Source organism: Streptomyces mobaraensis (genome assembly GCF_020099395.1).
Classification (GTDB): domain Bacteria; phylum Actinomycetota; class Actinomycetes; order Streptomycetales; family Streptomycetaceae; genus Streptomyces.
The window spans coordinates 2343515-2355235 of record NZ_CP083590.1; the positions used below are offsets into that span (position 1 = coordinate 2343515).

9 protein-coding genes are annotated in these 11721 nt (G+C 71.9%); 5 read left to right on the forward strand and 4 right to left on the reverse strand.

Going from position 1 to position 11721, the window contains the following annotated elements:
- Positions 1 to 1410, reverse strand: coding sequence for a MocR-like pyridoxine biosynthesis transcription factor PdxR (gene pdxR, locus K7I03_RS09830; protein WP_185941135.1), 1410 nt, complete (start codon positions 1408 to 1410; stop codon positions 1 to 3).
- A gap of 603 nt (positions 1411 to 2013) precedes the next feature.
- Here pdxR and K7I03_RS09835 point away from each other — a divergent pair.
- On the forward strand, positions 2014 to 2760 hold the full coding sequence (locus K7I03_RS09835) for an MmyB family transcriptional regulator (protein WP_185941134.1): 747 nt from the start codon (positions 2014 to 2016) through the stop codon (positions 2758 to 2760).
- 5 nt (positions 2761 to 2765) lie between these two features.
- Here K7I03_RS09835 and K7I03_RS09840 read toward each other — a convergent pair whose 3' ends face one another.
- The 3 genes from K7I03_RS09840 to K7I03_RS09850 all read right to left on the reverse strand — a co-directional run bounded on the left by K7I03_RS09840 (position 2766) and on the right by K7I03_RS09850 (position 6371).
- The gene (locus tag K7I03_RS09840; protein WP_185941133.1) at positions 2766 to 3827 is read right to left on the reverse strand and encodes a type III polyketide synthase; all 1062 of its coding nucleotides are present in this window, start codon (positions 3825 to 3827) and stop codon (positions 2766 to 2768) included.
- An 85-nt stretch (positions 3828 to 3912) separates the two neighbouring features.
- Complete coding sequence (locus tag K7I03_RS09845; RefSeq protein ID WP_185941132.1) at positions 3913 to 4737, reverse strand: MmyB family transcriptional regulator; 825 nt, start codon at positions 4735 to 4737, stop codon at positions 3913 to 3915.
- Between the two features lie 848 nt (positions 4738 to 5585).
- Positions 5586 to 6371 (reverse strand): VOC family protein, encoded by a 786-nt coding sequence (locus K7I03_RS09850; protein ID WP_185941131.1) that lies wholly within the window; start codon positions 6369 to 6371, stop codon positions 5586 to 5588.
- Between the two features lie 273 nt (positions 6372 to 6644).
- Between K7I03_RS09850 and K7I03_RS09855 the strand changes: the two genes are divergently transcribed.
- The 4 genes from K7I03_RS09855 (at position 6645) to K7I03_RS09870 (ending at position 11682) form a co-directional block, all read left to right on the forward strand.
- A complete protein-coding gene (locus tag K7I03_RS09855) occupies positions 6645 to 7073 on the forward strand; it encodes a CBS domain-containing protein (protein ID WP_185941130.1) in 429 nt (142 codons plus the stop codon).
- 139 nt (positions 7074 to 7212) lie between these two features.
- Positions 7213 to 8067 carry a carbohydrate ABC transporter permease gene (locus K7I03_RS09860; RefSeq protein ID WP_185941129.1) on the forward strand — a complete coding sequence of 285 codons (855 nt, stop codon included), beginning with the start codon at positions 7213 to 7215 and terminating at the stop codon, positions 8065 to 8067.
- Positions 8068 to 8301: 234 nt separating this feature from the next.
- Positions 8302 to 9078, forward strand: coding sequence for an ABC transporter ATP-binding protein (locus tag K7I03_RS09865; protein WP_185941128.1), 777 nt, complete (start codon positions 8302 to 8304; stop codon positions 9076 to 9078).
- Positions 9079 to 9156: 78 nt separating this feature from the next.
- Positions 9157 to 11682 carry an ABC transporter permease gene (locus tag K7I03_RS09870; protein WP_185941127.1) on the forward strand — a complete coding sequence of 842 codons (2526 nt, stop codon included), beginning with the start codon at positions 9157 to 9159 and terminating at the stop codon, positions 11680 to 11682.
- The last annotated feature ends 39 nt before the right edge of the window (positions 11683 to 11721 follow it).

Sequence of the window (11721 nt, forward strand, 5' to 3'; positions counted from 1 at the left end):
TCAGACGCGTACCGCCTGAGCGATGAGTTGCACCGCGGTGGCGAGGGAATGGGGCGTCTGCGCGGCGTGCCCGACGACGAGACACGGACCGAAGGGCGACGGCGGCCGGACGGTGAAGTCACCGAGCCCGCGGACCAGGACACCCGACTGCCGGGCGGCCCGCGTCACGGTACGTTCGTCGAGGTCCCGGGGCAGTGAGACGAGGCTGTGCCGGCCGGCCGCCGCTCCCTGAACGGCGGCGCCGGGAAAGTACCGGGCCAGCGCGTCGGTCAGGGCCCGCCGACGTTCCTGGTGACGCTTGCGCATGCGCCGCAGATGCCGGTCCAGCCGTCCGCCGCGGACGAACTCGGCGAAGGTGAGCTGGTCGACGCTGGACGTGCCGATGTCCAGCCGAGCCCTGGTCCGGCTGAACGGCGCCACCAGATGGGAGGGCACCGTCAGCCAGCCGAGGCGGAGGAAGGGGGCCAAGAGCTTGCTGGCGGAGCTCCCGTGGATAACGTGCTCGGGCGCCGCCGCCTGCAGCGACAGCGGACGTTCGCCGACGTCGAACCAGAACTCGCTGTCGAAGTCGTCCTCCACCACGATCCCGTCGACGGCGCGCGCCCATGAGACGAGTGCGCTCCTGCGCTCGTCGGTCAGTGCCACACCCGTGGGGAACTGGTGAGCGGGCGTGACCAGAACGGCCCTCGTGCCGCTGCGCGCGAGTGCCTCGACGACGATGCCCTGGCCGTCGACGGGCACCGGCACGGCCCGCAGACCGGCGCTCTCGATGAACTGCCGCTGCCCCGGGTGCCCCGGGTCTTCCACACCGATGCTGCGGTGGCCTTCCGCGAGCAGCAGCCGGCACACCAGGGACAGGCCGTGGGAGAACCCGGCCGTCATCATGACGTGGTGGGCCATGGCGCGTACGGCCCGGACACGGCCGAGGTAGGCCGCGAGTTCCTCCCGCACCTCGGCCACTCCCTCCGGCGGCGGGTACTCCAAGTGCTCGGACCCCATGGTCCGCAAGACCTTTTCCACGCAGAAGAGCCACTCCCGCCGGGGGAAGCCCGTGGCGTCGGCCAGACCGGTGCGCAGATCCCAGCGGACGGGAGTACTCACGGCGGCCGGCGGCGCCACCCTTCCGCACGCGGGGACCGTAGCGCTGGAGCGTGTGATGCCCCAGTCCGCGACACGGGTGCCGGACCGGTCGACCGTATGGAGGTAACCCTCGGCCGTGAGCTGCTGGTACACCTCCACCACAACGCTGCGGGACAACCGGAGATCGGCCGCCAGCCGGCGGCTCGACGGCAGGGGGGTGCCGGCGCGCAGTATGCCGGTCGTGATCATGTCCCGGATGCGCGTGCGCAGTTGCTCGCGCAGCGGTTCCCCGGAGGTGCGGTCGATCGTGACCTGCAAGTGCGTCGACATCTGGTCTGCTCGATCCTTCCCCGACTGGACTGGCCTCCGCGGCCAGGCCAAGGCTTTACTGAACGTGCCGCCGCCGCAACCAGAACGGCGTCGCGAGCCGGCTCAGGAACGGGGACTGTCGCTGTCGCGGCCGTCGGGCACCCGAAGCGGGGAAAGGGAGGAAAGCAGGTCATCAACGACCATCGCCGGGGAGCCGAACACCGGCTCGTGGACCGGTTATCCGTGTGGAGACGGAGCTCCGCATGCGGGCGACGCCCATGGTCGCCCGGTAGGATCCGTCGCCGCTCACCAACGATCGCACCGGGGCCCCGTAGGACAGCGCACTCCCGGACGCCTTCGGGACCCGCTTTGTTGCCATTTCCGCGACCCGCGACAGTGCGCGGACTTCTCCGGCCCTATCATCGGGGCGCGAGCGGCCTTTCCAGGTGCGGATCGCACCTCGAAAAACGGAGGTCCCCGGTGTAGGAAGGGAGTTGTTCATTGGACGCGGAGGTGTTGCGCCAGATGCTCACCGAACGCCGGGCCGCCGTCAGCCCCGAAGGGCTGGGGCTGGTACGGATGGATCCCCGGGGCAGAAAGTCCCCGGGGCTGACACAGGCTCACATGGACCACTTACTCCTGCGCGCCCCGGGCACCTACGGCAAACTGGAGCGCGGCGTCCTGGACAATCCGGCGCCCGAGTATTTGCGTGATGTGGCCCATACGCTCGGACTCAGCGAACAGGAATGGGTCGTTCTCTATGGATACGCCCGGGGAGAGCAGCCTCCGTTCCCCCTCGCGGACAGTTCCCGGACCACCACGCCCCGCCACTGGCGGGAGGTGATCACCGAGTCCCCCGCCGTCACCTACATCAGCGACAGCCTCTGGAATGTCCACGCCTACAGCCGCGGTTTCGCCGCGTTGTTCCCCGGCCGCCGGGTTCCGCACAACACCATGCACTGGATGCTCTTCGACGACAGCGCCCGCACCACCACACTGCTCGACTGGGAGAACCGCTGGGGTCCGGTGGCCGTCCCCCAGCTCCGGCTGGCACAGGTCCGGCACAAGGGTGATCCCGTCCTCCAGTGGCTGACCGACCGCTGCCTGGCCGATCCACTGCTGAGCAGGTGGTACCGGAGCGTCCCGTCCGGACACGCGCACCCGGACGGGGCGATACGCCCGTGGCGCCACCCGGAGCAGGGGCCCGGAACCGTCACCATGTGCGTCAGCGAACTGTCCGGATTCCCCGGACTACGGCAGTTCCAGATGATCTTCCGCACGGACGAGGGGACCGCCCCGGAGTACCCCGAATCCGACCCGCGCACCCACGACCCCGCCGGCTACTACCCGCCGTGTGCCCCCATGCCGTGACCGGATCACGCGTGCCAGGCGCCGACGCCGCCGGTGGCGACGAAACCCGGGCCGAAGGCGAGCAGCAGCCCCGGGGCACCGGCCGACGGCGGATCCGCGTAAGTGCGGGTGAGGACGTCGAGGACGGCCACCCCGCCCAGGTTGCCGTTGGTCGCCAGGCTGTCCCACGAGTGCCGCAACCGCTCCCGTTCCAGCGCCAGTTCCTCGGCCACGCTGTCCAGGATGCGCGGCCCGCCGGGATGGGCGACGATCCACTCCGGCCGGAAGGGCCGGTCCCCTTCGGCGGCGGTCACCAGCCATTTCCGGAGCGCGGGCATCGCCTCCCCCGCCGCCTCGATGGCCTTGCGGCTGGAGTTGAAGTGGAAGCCGCTGCCGTCCAGATGCGCCCAATAGCGGTCGCGGCTGTGCGGGAGCAAATACTCCCATGTGGAGTCGATCCGCAGCCCCGGCGACAGCGGTTCGTCCGTGACCACGCAGGCACCGGCCCCGTCTCCGAACAGCACCTTGTAGATCATGGCTTCCACCGAGGTGTCCTGCTGGTGATAGATGGCGCTGAACGTCTCGGCGACGGCCACCAGGCACCGGCTGCCCGGATGCGCGGCGATCAGGTCGGTCGCGCGGACCAGCCCCTGGGCTCCGCCCGAGCAGGCGAGGGACGCCATCGGGACGCGCCGGACGTCCGGCCGCAGGCCGAGCGCCTGCACGAGGTGGACGTCGAGCCCCGGGACCGCCCATGACGTGCTGTGGCTGGTGACCAGGCAGTCGATGTCCGAGGGTTCCAGCCCGGCGTGCGCGAGGGCGCCGCGGGCGGCCTCCTCGGCGAGCCGGCAGGCGTCGTCGAACGCCGCCTGGTTGCGCTCCAGGACCGGGGCGTCCCCGGAGACGGTCGGCGAGTGGAGGGGGCGGGCGAACCTGCGGGTGGAGACCCCGGTGGCCCGGACGATGCGCAGGGTGGCGGCCAGGCGTGGCAGACCGCCGTGGTGGGACTGGATGTCGTCACAGATCTCGTCGGTGGTGACGATGTGTTCGGGCAGCGCTATGGCGGGCCGCGCGACGTAGGCGGGCAAGGGATCCTCCACGGGGGGTCGGTGCGGGGGGTTGCGCCCGGCGGCGGCCGCCGTACGGCGGCCGCCCGGCCGGGTAAGTCCGGGCTCATGTGGCGCGGAGGATGGCCGGTCCGGTGTGCCGGCGTTCCTCACCTGGCCGGAAGATCATGACCATGAGGCGGGCCCTGGGCGACGACAGCGGCTCGGCCGTGCACAGGGACACCCAGCCCGGGCCGAGCCGGGCGTGCAGCAACGGCCGTTCGTCACCGTCCGGGTGGATGTACGATCCGCCACCCGCCTCGTAGAGCGGGCCCGCGACCGGGTCCGCCAGGACGTCCTTCTCGATCTCCGCGAGCGTCTCGTCGTGCGGCAGGGCCGCCATGGCGGCGCGCAACTGCGGCAGCACCATGGGGAGCCAGTGCTCGTCCCAGCCCATCAGGATCTCGCGGGCATCCGGCGCCAGGAGCATCCACCGCATGGTGTTGGTGGGCACCCGCCCGCTCGGGAAAATCTCGGCGAACGCCTTGTTGTACGTGACCACCCGCCAGGACTGGTCGGTGATGTAGGCGATATGGGAGATGCCGTCGATGACGTCCTGCCACGCCCCGCGGACTTCGGTGCCGGAACGCGGATGGAGCGGCGTCGGCGGATCCCGGTGAAGCGTGTAGAGCCAAAGCAACGACCACTCGTGTTCGTTGAACGCCAGAAGTCGGGCGACATCCCGCAATAAGTCCTCTGGAGGATTGGGGTAGTTACCCGTCTCCAGCCTGTTGTACGTTCCGTGAGTGCGGTGCAACAGTTGATCGATCTGCGATTGCGTGAGCCCGGGAGCGCGCCGTCCCTGTCGGGACGGCCTACTCAAACCGTATTCTTCCGGGGCGATGAGCGCCCGTCGTTCGCGCAACAGCCATTGAAGCGCTCCCTTGTCCATCTACCCCCCATTACCACGGCTCCCCCCTCAAGGGAAGACGCTTTAGTCCGAGAGTTTTTCGGAGGAAAAGTTGACCGCTGTAATGATCGCATCTCTCCTGCATCATCAGACTCGGGTTCGACCTACGGGGGTGACCGAACCCGATTCGCCGTCCACGGCGAGTGATGTATCAGTTACGGGAGGGGAACATGCGATCGTCCTTCGACGGGAAATGGCGGCAGTGGGCGGAGTTGATACGGCGCCAGTTACCGCGTTCGGGTTTACGTTCTCCCTTCAGGGCCACCGTCGCTCATCGCGAAGTTAGCCCCGTGCTCAACGGCTGAAAAGACACCCCGCAACAAGTGAGGGGTTGCGGTCCGACGGAGGGGAACCGTCGGATCCCCCGCCCACGCGCGGGCCCGCTCCGGCGCCGGTCCACACGGACGGCACCGACCGCGGGGACGCCGCCGATCAAGCGGGATGCCGCTGATCTTTACGCAAAAACTGGGCAAAAACAAGCCTTGTCAGGTTTGCGAACGCCCACCACGGGAGCCGGACGCCCAGATGACGCCCGCCCACCCGGTACGAGTCCGGCCCGAGCCCGTCGCGCCCCACCGCCGCGGGCCCGTAGTCGTTTCGGGGCCGGGAAGCCCGAGAAGGCCGGGGGAGGCCCGGAGGAAGTCCGGAGGAGCCCCGGGAGCTCCAGGGCCCCAGGAAGCCCGGCGGGAACGCCCGTCCCGGGAACGTGCGTCCCGGGAACACCCGTCCGCAGCCGTCGGGACGCGCCGCGTCGAGAGCCGCCGGAAACCGCCAAAAGGCGTCGAGAGCCGCCGAGACGGGCACCGAGGACGGGCGCGGAAGACCGCCCGTCAGGCGGCCGCCGCCGGCTGGTCCGGGCGGATGACGGCGAAGGGGGCGCCGAAGGGGTCGGCGAGCCAGGCGATGCGGCCGACTCCGGCCACGTCGGCGGCCGGCATCAGCGGCGAGCCGCCGCCGCTCTCCGCCGCCGCGACGACCGCGTCCGGGTCGACGACGGCGAAGTAGGGGATCCAGCGCGGCCGGTCGCCCTCCTGGAGGGGAGCCACTCCGCCGAACGAGGCGGTCTGCTGGTCACCCTCCGCCGTGGAGAGCACCTTGTAGACCATCCCCGGGACCTCCATGTCCGCGACCCGCCACCCGAAGACGCCGCGGTAGAAGGCGTACGCCGCGGTCGGATCGGCGACGTGCAGTTCGGTCCAGCACAGCGCGTTCTCGTCGGAGGCGCGGTCCAGGCCGCCGACGCGCGCGGGCTGCCAGACGGCGAACTCCGCGCCGCCCGGGTCGGTGAAACAGGCCATCCGCCCGGCGTCCATCACGTCGAAGGGCTCGACGCGGACCGTCCCGCCGCCCTGCTCGACGGACTTGGCGGTGGCGTCGGCGTCCGGCGTCCGGAAGTAGACGGTCCAGGCAGGGGAGGCGCCCTCCTCGGTGAGGGGGCCGACGGCCGCGACGGTGGCGCCGTCCCGGCGGAAGAAGCCGTAGCCGCCCGCCTCGGGCCCGGCCGACTGGAACTCCCAGCCGAAGACCGTCCCGTAGAACTCGGCGGACGCTCCGGTGTCCGGGCTCCCCAGGTCGAGCCAGCTGGGCGAACCGGTGACGAAATCAGTGGTGAGCATGGCCGTGCACCCCGTCTCTCCGCGTACCACTCGCGCGGCGTTTTCCGTCTGTTTCCCGTCTTCTGCCCCGTTCCCAGTCTCGCACCGGCCTCCCGCCCCCGCCCGGCACGGCGCGGGCCGCCCCGCGTGCGGCACGACGGCGACCGCGCGAGCATGGGAGGAGGGGACGGACGGGGGCCGGACGGCCCGGCATGCCCCGCGGCACGCGTCACGGCGCCCGGACGGGGCACGCGCGAGGGGGAGACCACGAAGGCGCAGTCAGGAGGTACCACCATGACCACCGCCAAGGACATCATGCACGAGGGCGCGCAGTGGATCCCCAAGACGGAGACGCTGCTCGACGCCGCCCGGCGGATGCGCGACCTGCACGTCGGCGCGCTCCCCGTCAGCGACGAGAACGAGCGCCTGTGCGGCATCATCACCGACCGGGACATCGTGGTGAAGTGCGTGGCCGAGGGCCACGACGCGTCCCGGTGCACCGCCGCCGACCTGGTGCAGGGCACACCGCGCTGGGTCGACGCGAACGCCAGCGTCGAAGAGGTGGTGGAGGAGATGGGCAGCCACCACGTCCGCCGGCTGCCGGTGATCGAGAACAAGAGGCTGGTCGGCATGATCAGCGAGGCGGACGTCGCCCGCAACCTCCCCGAGGACCAGGTCCACGCGTTCGCGTCGCGCGTCTACGCGACACCGCCGCAGACCTGAGGCGACCGGAGGAACGGATGCGGAGCGGGCCCGGGGCGACCGGGCCCGCTCCCTCGCGCCGGGCGCACGCCCTCCGCGCGCCCTGTCCGCCCCGCCGCCCGCCCGCTATCCTCCGAGCACGCGCGCCCGGAGGTCGTCCATGCGCCCGCTTCCCGCCCTGCGCCCACCGCTCACCCGCCGCGCCCGGCGCCGCCTGGCCGCCGACGCCGCGCTGCTCGCCGTCGCCGCCGCCTTCGCCGTACCGCTGCTGTGGCTGGCCCTGGCGTCCGTGGACCCCGAGGCCGGGCTGAGCGTACGGGCCCCGGACGCGCCCTCGGCGGACAACTTCTCGGCCGTGCTGACGGACGAGATCACCTTCACCCCGATGTTCAACAGCCTGCTGCTGTGCGGCGCCGCCACCGCTCTCACGGTGGCCTGCGCGGCCCTCGCCGCGTACCCGCTGTCCCGCTTCCGCTCCCGCTTCGGCCACTCCTACCTGCTGACGATCCTGTTCATGACCTGCCTCCCGATCACCGCGATCATGGTGCCGGTCTACGGGCTGTTCGTCCGGATCAACCTCATCGACACCATGTCCGGCACGATCCTCTTCCTGGCCGCCGCCCAACTGCCGTTCGCCGTATGGCTGATGAAGAACTTCATGGACGACGTGCCGACGTCGCTGGAGGAGGCGGCGTGGACGGACGGCGCGGGCCGGTTCACGGCGCTGGTGCGGATCGTCCTGCCGCTCATGGGGCCGGGCACGGCCGTCGTGGCCGTCTACTGCTTCGCGCTGATGTGGGGCAACTTCTTCGTCCCGTTCCTGCTCCTGCTGTCGCCGGACCGGCTGCCCGCGTCGGTCACCGTCTTCACCTTCTTCGGCAACCACGGGCAGGTGGCCTACGGGCAGCTCGCCGCGTTCTCGGTCCTCTACTCGACGCCCGTCGTCCTGCTGTACGCCCTGGTCGCCCGGCGGCTCGGCGGCGGGTTCGCGCTGGGCGGGGCGGTGAAGGGCTGACCGCGACACCAGCCCCCCATGCACCCCCAGGATGACCGCCGTCCCCCTCAGGGACTACGCGCCGCCTCCGCCCCTCCCGAAAGTGCGACACCGCTTTCCGGTCTCGCGGCTGACGCCCGGCGGACCTCCGGCACAGAGACTGGACGAGTCCCTTCCGATTCCCGCTCCCCCTTCCCACCCCCCTCTTTCCCGTCCCGCGGAATCGGCAGCCCCGACCCGTCCCGAGGAGCCCCCTTGTCCCCCACGGCCGTCCCGACCACCCCCCGCACCGGCGCCGTCGTGGCCCGCGCCACCGGCCTGAGCAAGGTGTACGGCGCCGGGGAGACCCGGGTGACCGCCCTGGACGCGGTCGACGTCGCGTTCCGCCGCGGCGAGTTCACCGCGATCATGGGCCCGTCGGGTTCGGGCAAGTCGACGCTGATGCACTGCATGGCCGGCCTGGACACCGTCTCCTCCGGTTCCGTCCGGATCGGCGACACCGAGCTGTCCGAGCTCGGCGACCGGCAGCTGACCCGGCTGCGCCGGGACAAGGTGGGCTTCGTCTTCCAGGCGTTCAACCTGCTGCCGACCCTGACCGCGCTGGAGAACATCACCCTGCCGATGGACATCGCGGGCCGGCGGACCGACCCCGAGTGGCTCCAGGAGATCGTCGGCGCTCTCGGGCTGTCGGGACGGCTCGCCCACCGGCCGAACCAGCTCTCCGGCGGGCAGCAGCAGCGCGTCGCCGTCGCCCGCGCGCTCACCTCCCGCCCCGAGATCGTCTTCGCCGACGAGCCGACCGGCAACCTGGACTCCCGCGCCGGCGCCGAACTCCTCGGCTTCCTCGGGGAGTCGGTGCGCGCCCTGGACCAGACGGTGGTCATGGTCACCCACGACCCGGTGGCGGCCGCGTACGCGGACCGGGTGCTGTTCCTCGCGGACGGGCGGATCGTGGACGAGATGCCGCGCCCGACCGCGTCGGCGGTGCTGGACCGGATGAAGGCGTTCGAGGCGCACGGCCGCACGAGCTGACCGCCCGGCGCCCGCCCCTCCCGCGGGCAGCCGACGACCCGCCGCCCCCGACCAGACCACCAGAATTCAGGACTCCACGTGTTCCGTACCGCTCTGCGCAACCTCCTGGCGCACCGGACCCGCCTCCTGATGACCGCCCTCGCGGTCCTCCTCGGCACCGCCTTCGTCTCCGGCACGCTCGTCTTCAGCGACTCCGTGAACAAGGCGTACCGCGACCGGACGTCCCGCAGCCTCGACGACGTCGCCGTCTCCGTGACCTCGACGGGCGGCGGCCCGGGCGACGCCGGCGGCCTCGACGCCCGGACGGCCGACCGCATCCGCGCGCTGCCCGGCGTCGCCTCCGTACGCCCCTCCGTCACCGGCACGGTCATCGTCGCCGACCGCCACAACGAGTCCGCGGGCAGCGAGTGGGGCAGCACCGGCGCCAACTACGTGCCCGGCGCGGACGGCAAGGACCGCCGCTACCCGCTCGTCGAGGGCCGCGGCCCGGCCGCCGCCGGCGAGGTCGCGCTCGACACGAGAACGGCGGAGAAGACCGGCGCGCGAATCGGCGGCACGGTACGGCTGGCCGTGGACGGGCCGGTGATGACCAAGAAGCTCGTCGGCACGGTGAGGACGGACGACCCCCGGGTCGGCGCCGGCGGCAGCCTGGCCCTGTTCGACACGGCGACCGCGCAGAAGCTCATCGGCACCAAGGGCCGGTTCGACGAGCTGGTCGTCACCGCCGCCCCCCGCACCGACGAGAACGCGCTGACCGCCCGCGTCCGTACCGTCCTGCCCGACGGCGCGCGGGCCAGGAGCGGCACCGAGCTGGCGGCCGAGCAGTCCAAGGCCATCGACGAGCAGACCGGCACGATCCGCAAGACCTTCCTGGTCTTCGCCGCGGTCTCGCTCTTCGTGGGCATCTTCATCGTCGCCAACACCTTCACCATGCTCATCGCCCAGCGCACCCGCGAGATCGCCCTGTTGCGGGCGGTGGGAGCGTCGCGCCGCCAGGTCGTGCGCTCGGTGCTGATCGAGGCCGGGCTGCTCGGTCTGATCGCGTCGGCGGCCGGTTTCCTCCTGGGCCTCGGAGTCGCGGTCGGCATGCGGTCGCTGCTCGGCGCCAACGGCGCGGAACTCCCGGACGGGCCGCTGGTCGTCACACCCACATCCGCGCTGTCCGCCCTCGGCGTCGGCTTCCTGGTGACCGTCCTGTCCGCCTGGCTGCCGTCCCGGAAGGCGGCGCGCATCGCCCCGGTGGAGGCGCTCGCCGCCGTGGACGCGCCGGCCGGCACCCGGAGCCTCGTCGTACGCAACACCATCGGCGCCGTCCTCACCGGCGCGGGCGTCGCGACCATGCTGTACGTCAGCACCCTCAAGAACGCCCGTGACCTCACCGTCCCCATGGCGGGTTCGGTGCTCACGCTCACCGGCGTCATCGTGCTGGCCCCGCTGCTGTCCCGGCCGGTCGTCCACCTCTTCGGGCGGCTCGCGGAGCGCGTCTCCGGGGTGAGCGGCCGGCTCGCCCGCCGGAACGCGCTGCGCAACCCGCGGCGCACGGCCGCCACCGCCTCCGCGCTGATGATCGGCCTGACGCTGATCACCGGCCTGACCGTGACGGCGGTCTCCGCCGACCGGGGCGTCGACCGGATGGGCGACCAGGACCTGACGGCCGACTACAAGGTGAACACCGCGGGCGGCCGGGGCCTGGACCCCGCCACCGCGCGGACGCTGGCCAAGCTGCCGGACGTCGACGCGGCGGTCCCGCTCCGCGTCACCGGTTTCGACTCCGCGGGCGATCCGGCGGGCATCCGGGGCACGGACGTGGCGGCGGTCGGGAAGGTCACCGACCTGAAGGTCCTCAAGGGCTCCCTGTCCGACGTGCGCGGTACCCACGTGGCCGTCAGCGAGGATTACGCCCGCAAACGGCATCTGACGGTCGGCTCGTCGCTGCCCATGACGTTCTACGACGGGAAGCGCGCCACGGCCCGCGTCGTCGCCGTCCACTCGAAGAACGACGTACTGAGCGACGTCCTCGCCGCGCCCTCCTTCGTCGATCCGCACCTGGACCGGGTACGGGACCAGGAGGTGCTGGTCAAGGCCGCGCCCGGGAAGGCCGACGGGCTGCGCGCGCGGATCCGGGAGGCCCTGGGCGGCAACCCGGCCGTCAAGGTCGAGAGCCGCGACGACCTGCGCCGTTCCGCCGCCGGTGACATCGACGACGTCCTGTACCTGATGTACGGACTGCTGGGCGTGGCCGTCGTGATCGCGGTGATCGGCGTGGTCAACACCCTCGCCATGTCGGTCTTCGAGCGCACCCGGGAGATCGGGATGCTCCGGGCGATCGGGCTGGCCCGCTCGGGCGTCCGGCAGATGGTGCGGCTGGAGTCCGTGATGATCGCGATGTTCGGCGCGGTGCTCGGCGTGGGGCTGGGGCTCTTCCTCGCCTGGTCGGGCGGGCATCTGCTGCGGACCTCGTTCCCGCAGTACGAGATGGTCGTGCCGTGGGAGCGGATCGGGGTGTTCCTGCTGCTGGCGCTGGCGGTCGGCGTCCTAGCGGCGGCGTGGCCGGCGCGGCGGGCGGCACGGCTGGACACCCTGGAGGCGATCGGGGCGCAGTGACCCGGCCCCGGAGGTGGGGGTCCGCCGCGGGCAGGCCCC